The 18,070-nt window shown below is 68.1% G+C and carries 20 protein-coding genes; 5 read left to right on the top strand and 15 right to left on the bottom strand.

Annotated features, from left to right (window positions below):
* Positions 1-111: 111 nt before the first annotated feature.
* Both AB0H54_RS18090 and AB0H54_RS18085 read right to left on the bottom strand, forming a co-directional pair.
* Positions 112-909: an ESX secretion-associated protein EspG gene (locus AB0H54_RS18090; RefSeq protein ID WP_357346475.1), complete on the bottom strand. Its 798-nt coding sequence runs from the start codon at positions 907-909 to the stop codon at positions 112-114.
* Positions 906-2,807, bottom strand: coding sequence for a hypothetical protein (locus tag AB0H54_RS18085; protein ID WP_357346474.1), 1,902 nt, complete (start codon positions 2,805-2,807; stop codon positions 906-908). Before AB0H54_RS18085 ends, AB0H54_RS18090 begins: the two co-directional genes overlap by 4 nt.
* 257 nt (positions 2,808-3,064) lie before the next feature.
* Here AB0H54_RS18085 and AB0H54_RS18080 point away from each other — a divergent pair, with 257 nt between their 5' ends.
* Both AB0H54_RS18080 and dtd read left to right on the top strand, forming a co-directional pair.
* Complete coding sequence (locus AB0H54_RS18080) at positions 3,065-4,564, top strand: hypothetical protein (protein WP_357346473.1); 1,500 nt, start codon at positions 3,065-3,067, stop codon at positions 4,562-4,564.
* Between the two features lie 30 nt (positions 4,565-4,594).
* Positions 4,595-5,038 carry a D-aminoacyl-tRNA deacylase gene (dtd, locus tag AB0H54_RS18075; RefSeq protein ID WP_357346472.1) on the top strand — a complete coding sequence of 148 codons (444 nt, stop codon included), beginning with the start codon at positions 4,595-4,597 and terminating at the stop codon, positions 5,036-5,038.
* Positions 5,039-5,071: 33 nt separating this feature from the next.
* On the opposite strand, the gene map is transcribed toward dtd, so the two are convergent.
* The 10 genes from map to AB0H54_RS18025 all read right to left on the bottom strand — a co-directional run bounded on the left by map (position 5,072) and on the right by AB0H54_RS18025 (position 11,550).
* The gene (gene map, locus AB0H54_RS18070) at positions 5,072-5,869 is read right to left on the bottom strand and encodes a type I methionyl aminopeptidase (protein WP_355271307.1); all 798 of its coding nucleotides are present in this window, start codon (positions 5,867-5,869) and stop codon (positions 5,072-5,074) included.
* Positions 5,870-5,894: 25 nt separating this feature from the next.
* A complete protein-coding gene (locus AB0H54_RS18065; RefSeq protein ID WP_355271306.1) occupies positions 5,895-6,440 on the bottom strand; it encodes an adenylate kinase in 546 nt (181 codons plus the stop codon).
* Positions 6,437-7,759, bottom strand: a complete 1,323-nt coding sequence (gene secY, locus AB0H54_RS18060; protein WP_357346471.1) for a preprotein translocase subunit SecY — start codon at positions 7,757-7,759, stop codon at positions 6,437-6,439. The genes AB0H54_RS18065 and secY overlap by 4 nt, the downstream gene beginning before the upstream one ends.
* A gap of 155 nt (positions 7,760-7,914) precedes the next feature.
* Complete coding sequence (gene rplO / locus AB0H54_RS18055) at positions 7,915-8,358, bottom strand: 50S ribosomal protein L15 (RefSeq protein ID WP_355271302.1); 444 nt, start codon at positions 8,356-8,358, stop codon at positions 7,915-7,917.
* Position 8,359: 1 nt separating this feature from the next.
* Entirely contained in the window at positions 8,360-8,539 is a 180-nt protein-coding gene (gene rpmD / locus AB0H54_RS18050; protein WP_019045070.1) for a 50S ribosomal protein L30, read from the bottom strand.
* A gap of 2 nt (positions 8,540-8,541) precedes the next feature.
* On the bottom strand, positions 8,542-9,192 hold the full coding sequence (gene rpsE / locus AB0H54_RS18045; RefSeq protein WP_110037186.1) for a 30S ribosomal protein S5: 651 nt from the start codon (positions 9,190-9,192) through the stop codon (positions 8,542-8,544).
* Positions 9,193-9,223: 31 nt separating this feature from the next.
* Positions 9,224-9,631 (bottom strand): 50S ribosomal protein L18, encoded by a 408-nt coding sequence (gene rplR / locus AB0H54_RS18040; protein WP_357346470.1) that lies wholly within the window; start codon positions 9,629-9,631, stop codon positions 9,224-9,226.
* Between the two features lie 2 nt (positions 9,632-9,633).
* A complete protein-coding gene (gene rplF / locus AB0H54_RS18035) occupies positions 9,634-10,173 on the bottom strand; it encodes a 50S ribosomal protein L6 (RefSeq protein ID WP_019045067.1) in 540 nt (179 codons plus the stop codon).
* Positions 10,174-10,188: 15 nt separating this feature from the next.
* Positions 10,189-10,587, bottom strand: coding sequence for a 30S ribosomal protein S8 (gene rpsH, locus AB0H54_RS18030; protein WP_014981717.1), 399 nt, complete (start codon positions 10,585-10,587; stop codon positions 10,189-10,191).
* Positions 10,588-10,821: 234 nt separating this feature from the next.
* The gene (locus tag AB0H54_RS18025; RefSeq protein WP_355271299.1) at positions 10,822-11,550 is read right to left on the bottom strand and encodes a YoaK family protein; all 729 of its coding nucleotides are present in this window, start codon (positions 11,548-11,550) and stop codon (positions 10,822-10,824) included.
* A 337-nt stretch (positions 11,551-11,887) separates the two neighbouring features.
* Between AB0H54_RS18025 and AB0H54_RS18020 the strand changes: the two genes are divergently transcribed.
* Positions 11,888-13,462 carry an alpha/beta hydrolase gene (locus AB0H54_RS18020; protein ID WP_357346469.1) on the top strand — a complete coding sequence of 525 codons (1,575 nt, stop codon included), beginning with the start codon at positions 11,888-11,890 and terminating at the stop codon, positions 13,460-13,462.
* A gap of 18 nt (positions 13,463-13,480) precedes the next feature.
* On the opposite strand, the gene AB0H54_RS18015 is transcribed toward AB0H54_RS18020, so the two are convergent.
* Together AB0H54_RS18015 and AB0H54_RS18010 are read right to left on the bottom strand one after the other, a co-directional pair.
* Complete coding sequence (locus AB0H54_RS18015) at positions 13,481-13,693, bottom strand: hypothetical protein (protein ID WP_355271295.1); 213 nt, start codon at positions 13,691-13,693, stop codon at positions 13,481-13,483.
* A gap of 146 nt (positions 13,694-13,839) precedes the next feature.
* On the bottom strand, positions 13,840-14,148 hold the full coding sequence (locus AB0H54_RS18010; RefSeq protein WP_357346468.1) for a hypothetical protein: 309 nt from the start codon (positions 14,146-14,148) through the stop codon (positions 13,840-13,842).
* A gap of 208 nt (positions 14,149-14,356) precedes the next feature.
* Here AB0H54_RS18010 and AB0H54_RS18005 point away from each other — a divergent pair, with 208 nt between their 5' ends.
* Together AB0H54_RS18005 and AB0H54_RS18000 are read left to right on the top strand one after the other, a co-directional pair.
* Positions 14,357-16,189 (top strand): ATP-binding protein, encoded by a 1,833-nt coding sequence (locus AB0H54_RS18005; protein ID WP_357346467.1) that lies wholly within the window; start codon positions 14,357-14,359, stop codon positions 16,187-16,189.
* On the top strand, positions 16,186-17,724 hold the full coding sequence (locus AB0H54_RS18000) for a protein kinase (RefSeq protein WP_357346466.1): 1,539 nt from the start codon (positions 16,186-16,188) through the stop codon (positions 17,722-17,724). The genes AB0H54_RS18005 and AB0H54_RS18000 overlap by 4 nt, the downstream gene beginning before the upstream one ends.
* Here AB0H54_RS18000 and AB0H54_RS17995 read toward each other — a convergent pair whose 3' ends face one another.
* The gene (locus tag AB0H54_RS17995; RefSeq protein WP_357346465.1) at positions 17,725-17,979 is read right to left on the bottom strand and encodes a hypothetical protein; all 255 of its coding nucleotides are present in this window, start codon (positions 17,977-17,979) and stop codon (positions 17,725-17,727) included.
* Between the last annotated feature and the right edge of the window lie 91 nt (positions 17,980-18,070).

The following is an 18,070-nucleotide window of genomic DNA, read 5'->3' as shown; positions in this document are numbered from 1 at the left end:
TCCACGAGTGGTGCTTTCGAGCACACCACAACTCTTTCGCGTGCGCAACAGCCTCGCACGGGGGAACGAACCCCGGATGACACCGCTGTGAACGACGTGTGCCGGGGACTCCTAAACGTTGGCTTCCCAGTGCGATTCCACGCGCGACATCATGCGCTCGATCGATCTGTCGACCTTGTCGGCCAGATCAGCCCGCGACATCGGTGTGGCCATGGGGTTCTCGTTGGGCAGCTCGATGACGTAACGACCGTCGTCCGGCAGGTCACGCCAGACCAGAATGTCGCGATGCATGCCGCGCGAGCCGAACATGGACTGGTTCTGCAGGATATTGATGGTGCCGGTGCGGTCGGCAGGAACCTCGAAGAATTCCGCGCTGCGGCGCGCGATGCCGGTGTCGGCCTCCTCGAAAACCATCGAAGCGCGCGGCGCGTAGGCGTCCGGTTCGGGTTCCTGGTCCGTGACGAGCGGAATCACGCCGTCCCTGCCCGGCCCGACCTGCGGCATCAGGTCGAGGATCGCGTCGGTGAGACCGTATGGGCCGCAATCGGTCAGAACGAATCCGCCGCTGTGCGCCGGGGTGGCGCCGGGCAGCTGGTGGATCACGTAGCCGTTGGCGCCTGCCCGCGCGGCGCGTGCCTTCAGCCATCGCTGCGCGTCGTCGCGCTCCCGGTCGTTCCACCCCCGCAGCCGCAGATAGACATCGGGGCGAGCCAGCACATCCACCGCCGTACGCAGCGCGGGATCGATCACCGACTGCAGCCGCTGCCAGGTGTCGTACTTCTCCTGATCGAAGTCGTGCATCAGCATGGTGGTGGACAGGAAGCTCAACGGCCGCGGCATGTGGCCGCCGACCAACCTGTCCCACAGCACCTTGAACTCGACATCGGTGAACTCCCAGGTGCGGCTCATGCGTCAGCCGCCGGACGCGCATAGGCGGCACTGGCGCCCTCGGTGGCGCTCTCGCCGCCCTGGACGACCTCGGTCGCCACCGTCATCGGCTCCGCGGGCACCCCGACGCTGGCCGCGATCACCGGCTCCACGAGATCACCGAGCGAGCTGAAATCGGGCAGGCTCGGAAGCGACGCCCGCGGGAAGGCCAGGCCCGCTGCGGAATCGACCGCTTCCCCCGGCGCGGGTCCGGCCATCGCGACCTCCTCCGCGGGTTCCTCGACCGTGAGGCCGAGCTGTTCCGCGACGGACTGCAACTCGGGATTGGTTTCCAGCAATTGCGCGAACTCGGGCGATTCCGAGATCGCGGTCGCCAGATCCGGGTACTGCTCGAGCAGCGAGGTGAGCTGGGACAGGTCCGGGGTGGCGGACGACAGGTCGGTCGAGGCGATCTGCTGCAACGCCTGGGTGACGCTCGGCAGCGCCTGGGTGAGCGAGGAGACCACCCCGGAGATGGTCGACATCAGCGAGGACATGGCGTCCGAGCCCGAACTGCCGGACGAACTTCCCGTTCCGCCGGTGCTGCCCGAACCGGACCCCGATCCCGATCCCGATCCCGAGCCCGAGCCCGACCCGGAGCCGCCCCCGGTGGAACCCGTGCCCTTCCCCTGGTTGGCCAATGCCTGCTGCGCCGCCATGAACTCGGCCGACGGCTGGGTGCTCCCCTGCTGCTGGCTGCTCGCCTGCTGTCCACCGCTGGACTGCTGTCCACCGCTGGACTGCTGCCCACCGCTGGACTGCTGCCCACCATTGTTCTGTTGACCGTTGTTCTGCTGGCCGTTGTTCTGTTGACCGTTGTTCTGCTGGCCGCCGGTCTCCTCTTTCTTCGGCGGCGGCCCGATGGCTCCCTTCGGCGCCTCCGGCAGCACCTCGGCCGGGAACATCTTCTGGGTCTGTTTGAGCCCGTCGATGTAGTGCTTGCGGTAGAGCTCCTGGACCTCACCGACATCGTCACCGCAGCCCTCGTCGGGCGAGACCGGCATACAGGAGTTGGTCGCGTACAACCAGTCCGCGGTGTACTGCAGGTTGGCCTGCATCAATTTGAACGACCCGGCGAGATCGGACACCGACTTGGAGAATCCCTGCACCGCGGCCAGCGCGGTCTCGCCGCCCTGGCTCTCCCATGTGGTGGAGGTGATCGTCTGCATCGCCTGGCTCAGGTCGTAGGCGGCGCCGTTGAGCTGGCTGGACATCAGGCCCCAGATCGGCGCGTCCTCGGTGATCTCGGTCCAGCCGATGCGGTAGCCCAGGTCGTACAGATCCCGCCAGCCCATGCTCGACGGTTCCCGGTACGGCATTTCACCCTCGGCCGGCTCCGGCTTGGCCGTGACATCCTTGGGGACCTTGGCCGTGTCGATGTCGTCGTTGTGCTGGACGTAGATCTTGCCGTCGCGGGTCTCGATGTCCTGGTTGGTGGGGTTGTAGGTGCCCGCGTTCTTGACCGCGCCCGACATGTCCTTGGCGCCGGGTTTCGCCGAGACGTTGCCGAGGTCGGTCTTCTTCCCTTTCAGCGCCGCCAGTTCCGAGGCCGAGAGTTCATCGGTGCCGGTGTATTTCTCCCCCGCGGCCTTGAACATGTCGACCATGTCCTCCAGCGAGTCGACGAACTTGCCGAGGGTGTCCTTGCACTCGGTGGCCTCGGTGACGAACCGGGGCTGCAACTTCTCCGGGGCGTAGACCTCGGCCCCGCCGAGCTTGGACATCGTGAAGACGTTGAGCTGTCGGCTCTCGATCAACCCCTGACAGCCCTTGACCACCTCGATCGCGGTACTGCACGCCTTGGCTGCCTGGAGCGCGGCACCCGTCTCGACCTTGATCTTCGCCTTGTCCGCAGCACCCTCGAAGGGAGAATCGCCCACGCCAACCGCTCCTCGCAGCACCCCACCGACGACCCTCGCGCAGTCGGCTCCATCGCATCGCATTCTAGTAAGCAATGCGAAATATGCACAGCCACAGGGAAACACCGGCTCGCTCGTGGATGAACATCCTGGTTCGCCGGACGGACCGGCAACCATCGCCGATCTGTGCCAAACTCGAACGACACACTGAACGGCCGCCCAACGGCCGTGCTCGAACGATGGATGAGGCCAGGATTGACGTCGCGATGGAACTGCTCATGACCGACCTGAGCGGCCTCGAACGGCGCGTCGCGGCCGACCGCACTGCCACCAGGAGCCAGGCCCCCGCCGACTACCTGCGCCTGGCCGGATCCCTCGCCGAGCTGGCCCAGGGCCTGCTCACCACCCGCGACGACCCGTCCGGCCGCGACCGCACCGCCGAGGCGCTGGAACCGGCGCAGGAAGCGGTCGCCATCCGCCTGCACTGGCTGGTCGGCGGGTATGTCAGCTACGAGTACGCCGGCGCGCTGCAGGATTCGCTGCGGCTGTTCGAGCAGGCGACCCGGCTGGTCGGGCATCGGCAGCTGGCCACCAACACCATTCGCAGCGCGTGTCAGGCGTACCGGCAGGTCGCCCAGGACTATCCGGATGTGCAGCCGATGTGCGCCGACGGGCTGTCCAAGTGCGGCGTGTGGCTGATGCGGCTCGATCACGACGCGGCGGTCGCGGCGACCGAGGACGCGGTGCGGATCAGGGCGGCGATGTACGCGCGCACCTCCGAGCAGCCGGGCAAATATCTGGCCAGCCTGAGCACGCTGCTGCGCACCATGATGGTCGGCCGGTCGCGCAAGCAGGCCATCGCGAGCTATCGCACGTTGTATTCGGAGGTCACCTCCGCGGCGAGTACCGCGCGGTTGCGCGAGACCCGCGTCGAGGAACTCGATCTCACCCTCAAGACGACGCAGGCGCTGATCAAGCTGGGCGCGCCGACGCTGGAACGGGCCGGGCGGCTCACCCAGCAGCAGATCCTCTATCAGTCGGGCGGCGACCTGGCCACCATCGACGAGATCAACTGGCGGCTGGCGCTGGTCGGGCTCAAGCCGCTGGCGGCGGGCGCGATGCCGGAACCGCCGTCACGGCCGGTGGAGATCTCGGCGACCTACGGCGCGCTCGCGGTGCGCTGTTCGGCGCCGGACGCGCTCGAGCAGGTGCGGGCGGCCATCGTCGCGGCCTTCGCGCGTGACGGGGTCGAGCCGGTCGACGCCGGCCGGTTCGCCGGGGTGCACGAAAAGCACTGGGGAGTGAAGGAACCCGTCACGAACCCGGCGGTCGAGCTGTCCGCCGATGTGGTGCTGGTCGAGAAGTCCTCCGGTAGCTGGATTTCGGTGAAAAGCCTGAACTGGGAGATCGGCGCGCTCGGCAAGCATCCACTCGCCGTTCGGCTCTCGGAGAAGTGGCCGGTCCTCACCGTCGCCACCATCGAGAAGATCTCCTACGAGCTGTGCCTCTACGACAACGGCGTCGCCACCCAGTACGCCGCGCTCGGCAGGCCGGCCGGACAGGCGCCGCTCGACGCGCCCCTGGCGCCCCTGGATTTCGCGACCCTGGCCGACTACGGCGCCGACTACGCCTCCGAGACGCAGGTCCGTGCGGCCTTCGGCAACGCGCCGATGTTCGCCAAGGTCACCGAGCTACCCGGCAGCGGCATCCGCCAGGCCGCCGAACAGCGCCCGCTCACCGAGTACGGGCCGGACATCCTGTTCTTCGGCAAACCCTGACCCGTTCGGCACCTGGCATGATCGGTGCCTGTGCGAGTACTGCTGCAGCGGGTGACCAGTGCCAAGGTGAGCGTCGACGACGAGGTGGTCGGCCGGATCGATCCGGCCGCGGCGGGGGTCCCGCACGGGCTGCTCGCCCTGGTCGGCGCCACCCACAGCGACACCGAGGCGACCGCGAAAGCCCTGGCGGACAAGGCGTGGCGGCTGCGGATCCTCGATGGTGAGCGCTCCGCCGCGGATCTGCACGCGCCGATCCTGGTGGTCAGCCAGTTCACCCTCTACGCCAACACCGCCAAGGGCAGGCGACCGTCCTGGAACGCGGCCGCGCCGGGCGACCATGCCGAACCGCTCGTCGACGCCTTCGCCGACACCCTGCGCGCCCTCGGCGCGACCGTGGCCACCGGGCACTTCGGGGCGCACATGCGGATCGAGCTGACGAACGACGGCCCGGTCACCATCCTGTTGGAAGGCTGACCGGGCCGTCGTCCGAAATCCTTTGTGCGCGAACTACTCCGGGCGCAGGGTGAGGATGCGGGGGCCGTCCTCGGTGACGGCGACGCTGTGCTCCCAGTGCGCGGCGCGGGTGCCGTCGGTGGTGACCACGGTCCACTCGTCGTCGAGGGTCTTGGTCTCGGTGGTGCCGAGGGTGAGCATCGGCTCGATCGCCAGCACCGAACCGACGACCAGGCGCGGGCCCTTGCCGGGGGCGCCTTCGTTGGGCAGGAACGGGTCCATGTGCATCTCGCGGCCGATGGCGTGCCCGCCGTAGCCGTCGACGATGCCGTACGCGCGACCGTGCTCGCGCTCGGCCGCGCGGGTGCCGAGCTCGATGGCGTGCGAGACGTCGGTGAGGCGGTTGTCGGGCACCATGGCGGCGATGCCCGCCTCCATCGACAGCCTGGTCGCCTCGCTCAGCAACGCGTCGGCCTCGATGATGGTGCCGACGCCGAACGTCCACGCCGAGTCGCCGTGCCAGCCGTCGAGGATGGCACCGCAGTCGATGGAGACGAGATCGCCCTCGGTGAGGATGTCCTTCGCCGAGGGGATCCCGTGGACCACACGGTCGTTGACCGAAGAACAGATCGAGCCGGGGAAGCCGTGGTAGCCCTTGAACGACGGGACGGCGCCCGCGTCACGGATGACCTGCTCGGCGACCTCGTCCAGCTCCAGCGTCGAGACGCCGGGCTTGGCCGCGGCGCGCACGGCCACGAGCGCCTGCCCGACGATCGCGCCCGCTGCCGCCATGGCGTCCAGCTCGCCCGCCGAGCGAAACGGCACGACCTTCTTCTTACGGTTGAAGACCATCCGGCCTCAGTACTCCGATCGGTGGTTACTGACCGAGCGCCTTCAGCGCCCGCGTGTTGACTTCGTCGACCTCGCCGATTCCGTCGACGGTCACGACCAGACCGTCGTAGTACTCGAGCAGCGGCTCGGTCTCCTCACGGTAGACCCGCAGCCGGTTGCGGATGACGTCCTCGGTGTCGTCGGCGCGTCCACGGGCGAGCATGCGCTCGACCACGGTGTCCTCGGCGACCACGAAGCACAGCACCGCGTCGAGCGGGGTGCCGTTGTGCTCGAGGATCTTCTTCAGCGCGTCGGCCTGGTCGGTCGTGCGCGGGTACCCGTCGAGAACGAAGCCGTTCGACGCGTCCGGCTCACCGACGCGGGCCTCGACCATGCGGTTGGTGACGTCGCTGGGGACGAGGTCGCCCGCGTCCATGTACTTCTGCGCTTCGCGACCGAGGGCGGTCTGCTGGCTGATATTCGCGCGGAAGAGGTCTCCGGTGGAGATGTGCGGAACGCCCAGCTTCTCCGACAGCAGGACGGCCTGAGTACCTTTGCCGGCACCCGGCGGACCGAGCAGAACAACTCTCACTTGAGGAACCCTTCGTAATTTCGATTCATCAGCTGGCTCTCGATCTGTTTGACCGTGTCGAGACCCACGCTGACCATGATGAGGACCGCAGTACCGCCGAACGGCAGGTTCGCCGCTCCGCCGGTCGCGCCCATGTCCAGGAACAGGTTCGGGAGGACGGCGACCAGACCGAGGTAGATCGAGCCAGGCAGGGTGATGCGGCTCAGAACGTAGTTGAGATAGTCGGCGGTCGGCTTGCCCGGACGGTAACCGGGAATGAAGCCGCCGAACTTCTTCATCTCATCCGCGCGCTCCTCCGGGTTGAAGGTGATCGCGACGTAGAAGTAGGTGAAGAACACGATCAGACCGAAGTAGATCGCGATGTAGACCGGGTTGCCCGGGTTCACCAGGTATTTCTGGATGATCTCCTGCCACCAGCTCGGGTCGGTCGCCGTGTTCGAGCCGGTCAGCTGAGCGACCAGGTTCGGCAGGTAGAGCAGCGAGGACGCGAAGATCACCGGGATGACACCGGCCTGGTTGACCTTCAACGGCAGGTAGGTCGAGGAACCGCCGTACATCTTGCGACCGACGACGCGCTTGGCGTACTGCACCGGGATCCGGCGCTGACCCTGCTCGACGAAGATCACGGCCACCAGGATCACCAGCACGGCGACACACACCAGGCCGAAGATCAGGCCACCGTCGGAGTCGAGGATGTTCTTGCCGTCGACCGGCAGGCGGGCGGCGATACCGGCGAAGATCAGCAGCGACATACCGTTGCCGACGCCGCGTTCGGTGATCTGCTCACCGAACCACATGACCAGCGCGGCACCGGCGGTCATCACCAGGACGATGATGATCATGCCGAAGATGCTGGTGTCGGCGAGGATCGGCTCGTTGCAGCCCTGCAGCAGCTGACCGCGCGCGGCCAGCGCGACGAGGCCGGTGGCCTGCAGGATCGCCAGGGCGATCGACAGGTACCGGGTGTACTGCGTCATCTTGGTCTGGCCTGCTTGGCCTTCCTTGCGCAGTTCCTCGAACCGCGGGATGACGACGGTCAGCAGCTGGATGATGATGCTCGCGGTGATATACGGCATGATGCCGATCGCGAACACGGACAGCTGCAGCAGCGCGCCACCGGAGAACAGGTTGATGAGCTGGTAGATACCGGCGGAATCACCGCCGGAGACCAGCTTCACGCACTCCTGGACGTTCTGGTAGTCGACGCCGGGGGACGGCAGCGCGGCACCCAACCGGTACAGCGCGATCAACCCCAGCGTGAAGAGAATCTTCCGCCGTAAGTCCGGAGTCCGGAAGGCCGATACGAAGGCGGAAAGCACAGATCCTCCTGGCGAACGACATGGTCATGCCATGCGACTTCGGTTCTACGGAAACGTCAGCCGATGACGAGCTTGGCAGACAACACTTGAACTCTAACAGTGACACCGGACGAGCTCGCGACTCGTCCGGTGTCCACTGCTGACTAACAGTACCGTCAGGCCAGTTCGGTGACAGTGCCACCGGCCGAGGTGATCTTCTCCTTGGCGGAGCCGGTCACCTTGTCGGCGGTCACCTGGACCGCCACGCCGATCTCACCGTCGCCGAGAACCTTGACCAGCTCGTTCTTGCGAACGGCGCCGGCCGCGACGAGCTCGGCCTTACCGACCGTGCCGCCCTCGGGGAACAGCTCCGCGATGCGGCCCACGTTCACAACCTGGTACTCCACGCGGAAGCGGTTGGTGAAGCCCTTCAGCTTCGGCAGGCGCATGTGCAGCGGCATCTGGCCACCCTCGAACGCCGGGGAGACGTTCTTGCGGGCCTTCGTGCCCTTGGTACCGCGACCGGCGGTCTTGCCCTTGGAGCCCTCACCGCGACCCACACGGGTCTTCTCGGTCTTGGAACCCGGCGCAGGACGCAGGTGGTGCAATTTGATGGTCATGTCAGACCTCCTCAACAGTTACGAGGTGGCGCACGACGTTGATCAGACCGCGGTTCTGAGCGTTGTCCTCACGGACAACACTCTGACGGATCTTGCGAAGGCCCAGCGTACGCAGGGAGTCCTTCTGATTCGCCTTGGCGCCGATGGTGCTCTTGATCTGGGTCACCTTGAGATCAGCCATGGTCAGGCTCCCTGTCCCGCACGCGCACGCAGCATGCCCGCCGGAGCGACATCCTCGATCGGCAGACCGCGACGCGCGGCAACCTCTTCGGGACGCTGGAGCATCTTGAGCGCGGCAACCGTCGCGTGAACGACGTTGATCGCATTGTCGCTACCGAGCGACTTGGCCAGAATGTCGTGAATGCCGGCGCATTCGAGCACGGCACGCGCCGCGCCACCGGCGATCACACCGGTACCGGGCGAAGCCGGACGCAGCATGACGACACCGGCCGCCGCCTCACCCTGAACCGGGTGGGTGATGGTCGAGCCGATCATCGGGACGCGGAAGAAGCCCTTGCGAGCCTCCTCGACACCCTTCTGGATGGCCGCGGGAACTTCCTTGGCCTTGCCGTAGCCGACGCCGACCAGACCGTTGCCGTCACCGACGATCACGAGGGCGGTGAAGCTGAAGCGACGACCACCCTTCACGACCTTGGAGACGCGGTTGATCGCGACCACGCGCTCGAGCTGGTTCTTCTCGGCAGCGTTGTCCCGACGGTCGCCGCCACCGCGACGATCGCCACCACCGCGGCGGTCGCCACGGTTGCCCTCGGGGCCATTGCTGTTCTGTCCGGCGGGTCCGTTGCCGCCGTCACGCCGCTGACGTCCCGGCATCAGACGTTCCTTCCGTTCGAAATAACAGTCATCAGAACTTCAACCCGCCTTCACGAGCGGCATCGGCCAGCGCCGCGATGCGGCCGTGGTAGTCGTGACCACCACGGTCGAACACGACCGACTCGATACCGGCAGCCTTGGCACGCTCGGCGATCAGCTGACCGACCTTGGCGCCCTTGGCGGACTTGTCGCCCTCCAGCGCGCGCACGTCGGCCTCGATCGAGGACGCGGCGGCGATGGTCTTGCCCACCGAGTCGTCGACGAGCTGGGCGTGCAGGTGCCGCGAGGAGCGGTTGACCACCAGGCGCGGACGCTCGGTGGTGCCGACGACCTTCTTGCGCAGACGGAAGTGACGGCGGGTCTTGGACAGACGACGCTTGGTCGAGGAGTCCTTGCCCAGCGGAATCCGCTTGGCCTTCTGGTTAGCAGTTTGCGCCATGATCACTTACCCGTCTTTCCGACCTTGCGGCGAACGACCTCGCCGGCGTAGCGGATGCCCTTGCCCTTGTACGGGTCGGGCTTACGCAGTCCGTGGATGACAGCGGAGATCTGGCCGACCTTCTGCTTGTCGATGCCGGACACAGAGAACTTGGTGGGCGATTCCACCGCGAAGGTGATGCCCTCCGGGGCCTCGATCGGCACCGGGTGGCTGTAGCCCAGGGCGAACTCGAGGTTCGAGCCCTTGGCGGCCACACGGTAACCGACACCGAAGATTTCCATCTTCTTCTCGTAGCCCTTGGTGACACCCTCGATCATGTTGGCGATCAGGGTGCGGGAAAGGCCGTGCAGCGAACGGTTGGCGCGCTCGTCGTTGGGACGGGCGACCTCGAGCTCGTTACCTTCACCCTTGGTGACGGTGATCGGCTCGGCCACGGTGTGCGACAGGGTGCCCTTGGGCCCCTTCACCGTGACGACCTGGCCGTCGATGGTGACGTCGACGCCGGCCGGAATCTCGATGGGCTTCTTACCAATACGCGACATTAGTCCTGACCTCCCTTACCAGACGTAGGCGAGGACTTCGCCGCCCACGCCCTGCTTGGCCGCCTGACGGTCGGTGAGCAGACCGGTCGACGTGGAAATGATCGCCACGCCGAGGCCGCCGAGGACCTTGGGCAGGTTGGTGGACTTCGCGTACACACGCAGACCCGGCTTCGAGACGCGACGCAGGCCCTGCAGGCTGCGCTCACGGCTGGGGCCGTACTTCAGATCGACGACGAGGGACTTGCCCACGGTCGCGTCTTCGGTGCGGTAATCGGCGATGTAGCCCTCGCGCTTCAAGATCTCGGCGATGTTCGCCTTGAGCTTGGAGTGGGGCGCCTTCACCTGATCGTGGTACGCCGAGTTGGCGTTGCGCAGACGCGTCAAGAAGTCTGCGATCGGATCAGTCATGGTCATGGTTAGACCTCGACACCTTTCTCGCTGCGGTTCCCATGCAGCATCGGCGCGCTCTCGCACGCCGACCGTGGGCCTACAACAATTCGGCTGGTCCGGACGGCACTTACCGACCGGATGAGTTCTCTTTACGAGCTCTCGGCGCCTGGACCGTCCGCCCGCCTCACCCACAGTCGGCGAGGCGCCAGCGGACACAGAGGTGCCCAGGCAACCGCTCTAGTGTAGGCAATGCCGTGGTCAGGACAAAATCTGGGGCCGGGTCGCGGCCTTGGCTGTGAGCAGGATCGCCGCGCCGGAGACCGCGGTGGCCACGATCAGCATCATCTCGCCGCCGACCAGCATGCTCATGATGCCGCCGAGGAAGGCGCCGACGGCGAAGGCGCCGTACTGCGTCGCGTAGCCGAGCCAATCGCGGGCGCTACCGCCGCTGACATGGCTCTCGATGCCCTGACTCAGCTTCACCACCGTCCCGGTGGCGTAGCTGAGCGGCACGCTGGTCTCGCCGTCCTTGACGAAGGCGGTGTTGAGCGCGCCGACCGCGAACGCGACGAAGGCGATGGGAATGAACCCCACCTCCTGCCCGCCCGTGCGGTCGAGCACCCAGTCGACGACGGCCGCCACGGCCAGCGCCGTCGTGGTCACCACGGCCGCGCCGTGCCTGCTGTCGCGCCACACCCGCCGTCGCAGCATCGAGGCGACGAACACGCCGAGGCCGAACGAGAACAGCAGGGTGATCGCGCCGGTGGCCAGCACCGCGTCATTGTCGAACCAGCCGAGAACAGCCCGCTCGGTATTTCCGGTCATGAATGTCACGAAATATCCGGCGGAATGCGTATAGGCGGCCGCGCCGATAAATCCGGCCAATATCGAAAGAAAGGCGACCATCGGCATCGCACCCGCGGGCATCCCTCGCAGCGGCCGCCGGTGGCCCAGGTCACGCCCGGTTTTCTCTGTGGTTGCCGTCACAATCCCACATCCTCCGCTTGTCCTGGAATCAGGGATCGTCTTTGACACCCGTCGCGCCGAATTTCCGCGCGATCATCCCGAGCGTAGCGACGGCACCGGGACCCGGCCAGTGCGATTTCGCGATTATCGGGAAAAACACAGAATTGGCCGCGAGATATTTAACCTCACGTTCACTGAACAATTCGAAACATATTCCGGAGCGGCCGACACCGAGCAGCCGGGCGCCCCAGCCACACGAGACCGGTACGGCGAATTCTGTTCGCCGCCAACTAGTTTCCTGAAGTAAGCATGTGATAGCTTCGCGAGGTTCGTCCGATCTGTGCAGGAGGCTCGGCAGTTGTATTCGCGCTCTGGGCGCCGTGGAACTCGCCGTAGCTGGACTCGCGTACTCGCTGTTCTGCTCGGTCTCGGCGCCCTCACCGTCCCGGCTCCCGCGCACGCGGCCGACCCGTACGTCGACCCGCTGGCCGAGGCCGCCGGCACCCCCGGCCTGCAGTGGTCGGACTGCGAGGACGGCTTCTCCTGCGCCTGGGCGCAGGTGCCGCTGGACTATCACAGTCCGCGGGGTGAGCAGATCGAGCTGGCGGTGATCAAGCTGCCGGCGACCGACCCCGGTCGGCGCATCGGGACGCTGTTCGTGAACTTCGGCGGGCCGGGACCGTCGGGTGTCGACCGGCTCCGCGAGCGGGCGCGGTGGCCGTGGCTGTTCTCCGAGGAACTGCGAGCCCGCTTCGATCTGGTGTCGTGGGACCCGCGTTCGGTCGCACGCAGCGCTCCGACCAGCTGTTTTCCCTCGTACGACGAGCAACAGGCCTACTTCGCGACATTCCCCGGCACGCCGGAGAGCCCGGCCGAGGAGGCGGAGTTCTTCGATCGCTCCGCCGATATCGCGAGCCGCTGCGGCGCGTCCGCGGGCCCGATCCTGGCACACGCCTCGACCGCGAACACCGTCCGTGACCTGGAGTTGCTGCGTCGCGCGGTCGGCGACGCGGCGCTGACCTATCACGGCATCTCCTACGGGACGCAGGTCGGCGCGGTCTACGCCAACATGTTCCCCGGCCGGGTGCGGGCGATGGCGCTGGACGGATCGCTGGACTTCGAGGGCAACGCGAACGGGCACGGCGGCGACGGCGCGAACCTCCCGCTGGACACCAGGCAGGGCGTGGCCGATGCCGTCGCCGAGACCTTCGACGCGTTCCTGCGCGCCTGCTCGGCCGCCGGCCCGGACTGCGCGTTCGCGGCGGGCGAGCCGAAACTCAAGTGGATCGCGCTCGCCGAACGCGCGCGTCTGGCGCCCATCGTCGTCGACGGCACCGCGTGGACCTACGGTCAGATCGTGGCCGCCGCGGGCGGCCTCGCGCGCCCGGAGACCTACCCCGACCTGGCGAGCCTGCTACAGCAGCTCTTCGACGCCGGTACCGCGCTGCTCCCGGCGGTGACGCACGACGCGATCTTCGCGAAGGAGCAGCCCGGCAATCGCGTCGAGGCGTTCTATTCGATCCAGTGCGCCGACAGCGCCGTCCCGGCTGACCCCGCCGTGTACAGCCGGGTCGGCGCCATCGAAGACCTGCGGGTCCCGTATTTCGGCCGCACCGCCGTCTTCAACGCCACGCCGTGCGCCTTCTGGCCCGCGCGCGACGCCGACCGCTACACCGGTCCGTGGAATCGCGAAACCGCCGCGCCGATCCTGGTCCTGAACAGCAGATACGACCCGGCGACGCCGCTGCGTGGCGCCGTCGCGGGCGCCGCGCAGCTCGCCGACGCCCGGGTGGTCGTGGTGGAAGGTGCCGGGCACAGCAGCATGTACGTGCCCAGCACCTGCGCCGAACATGTCAAGCGCGACTATCTGTTCACCGGTCAGCTGCCCCCGGCCGACCTCCGCTGCGGGATCGACCGGTCCCCCTTCCGCTGACCCGAGGAAACCCGCCGATCAGCGGGACACACACACCGCGGTGAGCAGCGGGCCGTAGGGATTCTCCGCGCTGCCCGCGAGGACGAGCAGTCCACCGATCGGGCTGCACAGCACATCCAGGCTCGACGAGCCGGTGCCCGCGACCGGCGCTTCGGCGTGCGCGGTGGCCGCGGTGACGGCGGGGGCGAGGAGGGACAGTGCGAGGGCGGAGGACACGGCAAACTTCTTCATGGCTCTACCGTGCCGTCCGCCCCGGCCGTGCGCACGCCCCGAGTTGCCGGGGCATTGCCTCCGAGGGCACGACTTCCCTACCTTCGGAGCGACGATTCCGTCAGCCCGCCGCACCGATGACGTTCGACGGCGCCGACAGGAATCCGTCAGCCGACTGACCCGAGTACGACGCCTCCGTTGCTGCACAGCCCCAGCGCTGGGCTGGGCGCGAGGAAGAGGCCGGACGCGTATCCCGGGGTCGCCCAACTGCCGTTTCCGGCGCCTACCCCGGCAAACGACAGCACCGTGCAGTCGTAGGTGTTGAGGTCGAGGAAGGTCCCGGTGATCTTCGCCTGGACCCCCGGAGCGGGATCGGACGTGATCACCGGACCCGCGGACGCGACGCCGGAGCCGAGGGCGAGAGCAGCTGCCAGCGTGCCGAGTGCGACGGCCATTCGGCCGGTGTGGTTTCTCATCGGAATCTCCTTGATGTGGCCGCCGGACAACGGCGGGGTCGGGGTCGGCCACCGGTCGGCGGCACACCCCAAAAGTACGGTTTGACCTGCGCCTTTCACTTCCGTGAGAGCACGGAATCGGCTCCGTGGCAGCACGGATTCCGCTGGCGGTTGTGCCCCTGTTTCCGGCGGAGGATCCTGAGTAGATCGGGTAGTCGGAGGCTGTTCGATGACACCTCGCACGATCGCGCTCATCAGTGGCGTGACGGCCTGCGCCGCCGCGTTGAGCGTCGCCGTGGTGCTGTCGGTCGACTGGTCGGAGGCGGCGCTCTACGACCCGGCCCGGATTCTGCTGCTCGGTCCGCGCGAGGCGTTCGCGGCGGCGCAGCATTCGCCGAAGTTCGGCAGGCTGGAGCTCACGCTGTTCCTGCTGACCGGGGCATCGTTCGTGGCGTCGGGGCTGTTCACCTGGACGAACCGGCCGCACGATCTCGCCGGGCCGCTGTTCGTGCTCGCCGGTCTGGTCTGGCTGGCCTGCGGTGTCCGCCGGTCCAGCGACCCCGCGCTGTTCACCGCGGGCGCGGTACTGACGAATATCTATCTGCCGGTGATGATTCCGGTGCTGCTCGGCTTCCCGTCGGGGCGGCTGCGGCAATCCTGGGAACGCTGGTATGTGGCGGTGTGCTGGGTGCTGGCCGTGATCGGGGTATCGGCCGAGTGGCTGTTCTTCGATCCGCGGGAGGTGCCCGCGCCGCACCCGTCGACCTCGGTCAATCTGTTGCTGATCCGCCATGACGCGGCGCTGGCCGATCGGATCCAGCTCACCGTCGGCGCGATCGCCTTCGTCGTCGCCGTGACCGCGATCGTCGTCGTGATCCGGCGCTGGCGGTCCGGCACCGCGGCGTATCGGTCGGGCTTCGCGCCCATCATGATGCTGGCGACGGTCGCCGGGGTGGCCATCCTGTGGATGATGCTGACTGCCATCCGGTTCCCCGGCTCGCTGCACGGCTGGACCCTGAATCTGCGCTACATCCCGATGGTGCTGCTGCCGATGGCCATCGCGTTCGGACAGGTGCGGTACCGGATGGCGCGCGCCGCCGTCGGTGCAGCGATGGTCGAGATCGGCGCGGCCCCGATCAGTTCCGGCTTCGCCGAGGCACTGCGCCGCGCACTGCACGATCCCACCCTCGCCCTGTGGACGTTCGACGCCGAGCGCGGCAGTTACGTCGACGACCAGGGCAAACTCCGTGAACTGCCGCGCGGCCCCGGCCACCGGGTGGCGACCGTCCTCGAACGCGACGGCGCCGCGGCGGCCGCCCTCGTCTACGACCGGCAATTGCAGAACGAACCCGAACTGCTGGCCGCCGTGCGCGGCGCGACCGAACTCGCGCTCGACCACGAACGCCTGCGCAACGATCTGCAGACCCAGCTCGCCGAGGTCCGCCGCTCCAGGGAGCGCATCGTGGCCGCGGGCGACGCCGAACGCCGCCGCGTCGAACGCGATCTGCACGACGGCGCCCAGCAACGGCTGGTCGCCGCGGCACTGCTGCTGCGCCGGGCCCAGCGCGCCCCCGATACCGCGACCCGAGGCGACCTGGTCACCCGCGGTGCCGCCGAGCTCGATACCGCGCTCGGCGAACTGCGCGAGCTGGCCAGGGGCGTGTTCCCGCCGATCCTGGCCGAACGCGGTCTCACGGCCGCGCTGACCTCACTCGCCGAACGCTCCCCCATCCCCGTGCGTATCCGCGGCACGTTGACCCCGAGGCCGCCGCCCGGGGTGGAGCTGGCCGCGTATTTCATCGCCGCCGAGGCGGTCACCAACGCGGCCAAGCATTCCGGCGGAACGCATGTCGATATCGACGTGGAGGTCGTCGACGACGCCGTGCGGCTGGTGATCGCCGACGACGGCCGGGGCGGCGCCTGCCTCGGTCCCGGGGGCGGGCTCAGCGGTCTCGATGATCGCGCGGCGGCGCTCGGCGGCAGTCTGCTGGTCGACAGCCCGCCCGGCGCGGGCACGGTCCTCACCGCGACGCTGCCGCTGCACCCGGAGGACACGACATGAGCGACCTCGAACCCGGGACGGTCTTCGCCGGCTACACGATCGAGCGGACGCTCGGGTCGGGTGGCATGGGCACGGTCTACGCGGCCCGGCACCCGACCCTGCCCCGCACCGTCGCACTCAAGGTGCTGCATCCCGCGCTCACCGGCGACGACTACGTCCGCACCCGCTTCGAATTCGAAGCCGACCACGCCGCCCGCCTCGACCATCCCGCCATCGTGGCGGTCTACGACCGTGGCCGCGAGGGCGATCGGCTCTGGATCGCGATGCAGCTGGTGGCGGGCACCGATGCGGCGCGGCTGCTGCGCGACGGGCCGGTCGCGCCGGAGCGGGCGGTGCACATCGTCGAAACGGTCGCGGCGGGACTCGACTACGCGCATCGGGCCGGGGTGTTCCACCGCGACGTCAACCCGGCGAACATCCTGCTGGCCGCGGCCACCGAGCCGAACGCGGCCGAACGGGTGCTGCTGACGGACTTCGGCATCGCCAAGGCGCTCGACGACACCGTGAATCTGACCGCCGCCGGGATGCTGGTGGCCACCCTCCGCTACGCGGCGCCCGAGCAGATCGAGGGCCGGACCATCGATCACCGCGCCGACGAATACTCGCTGGGCTGCACGCTGTTCCACCTGCTCACCGGCAGTCCGCCCTATCCGGGACCGAGCCAGGCCGCCATCATGAACGGTCATCTCAACGGACCGATTCCGCAGCCGAGCGCCCTGCTGCCCGCCCTGCCGAAGGCCTTCGACGCGGTGCTCACCAGGGCGATGGCGAAGAGCCCGGCCGACCGGTATCCGACCTGCGGCGAGTTCGCCGCCGCGGCTGGAGCGGTGCTGACCGCGGCCGCCGACACCACCACCGAACACCCGGCCGCCGAGCCGCGCCTGCGGGTCGTGCTCGCCGACGACTCCGCACTGCTGCGCCAGGGCATCGCTCGGCTGCTCGAGGACGAGGGCATGGAGGTGGCGGGCCAGGCGGCCGACGCGGTGGCTCTGCTGCGGCTGGTCCGGGCGCACCGGCCCGATGTCGCCGTGGTCGACATCAGGATGCCGCCGACCTGCACCACCGAGGGCATCGACGCCGCGGTCGCCATCCGCCGCGACTATCCCGAGACGGCGGTGCTGCTGCTCTCGCAGTACATCGAGACCGAGAACGTGCTCGATCTGCTGTCCGGCGGCGCCCGCAGCCTCGGCTACCTGCTCAAGGACCGGGTCTCCGATATCGACGAGTTCGTGACGGCGCTGGAGCGGGTCGCCGCGGGCGGCTCGGCGATCGACCCCGACCTGGTCGGCCGCCTGGTCTCGCGACCGCACCACGGCGCCCTGCCGCTGGACGAACTCTCACCGCGCGAGCGAGAAGTGCTGCGGCTGATGGCCGAAGGACGGTCCAACCGGGCGATCGGCGCCGCCCTGTTCCTGGGCGAACGCACGATCGAAACCCATGTCCGCAGCATCTTCGCCAAGCTCGGCCTCCAGCCCGAACCCGACGACCACCGCCGCGTCCTCGCGGTCCTGACCCATCTCCGGGTCGAGACCTGACTAGCCGACGATCATGCACATCAGGTCGTAGAGCGGCGGCTTCTCGACGCTGCCGGTGGCGAACAGCACCTGCGCGATCGGCGAGCAGATCAGCGCGGTCTCCGACGATCCCGACCCGCCCTGCGCCGACCCCGTACCGCCCTGCGACGACCCGGACTCGGCGACCGGCGCGGGCGCGACGGGAGCGGCGGAGGCGACAGCGGGCGCGGACAGCAGCGCGCAGGACAGGACGGCGGCGGTAGCGATCTTCTTCATGCGCCAAGGGAACACGACACCGCCGCCCCACAAGAGTGAAATCCACATATTTCACCCATCTTTCGGCGACCGCACGCGCCCACCGGCCGAA

This window comes from Nocardia sp. NPDC050718 (assembly GCF_040654235.1).
Lineage (GTDB): Bacteria > Actinomycetota > Actinomycetes > Mycobacteriales > Mycobacteriaceae > Nocardia.
Note: the sequence above shows the minus strand (reverse complement) of the source record. Positions and strands in the feature narration are given on the sequence as shown.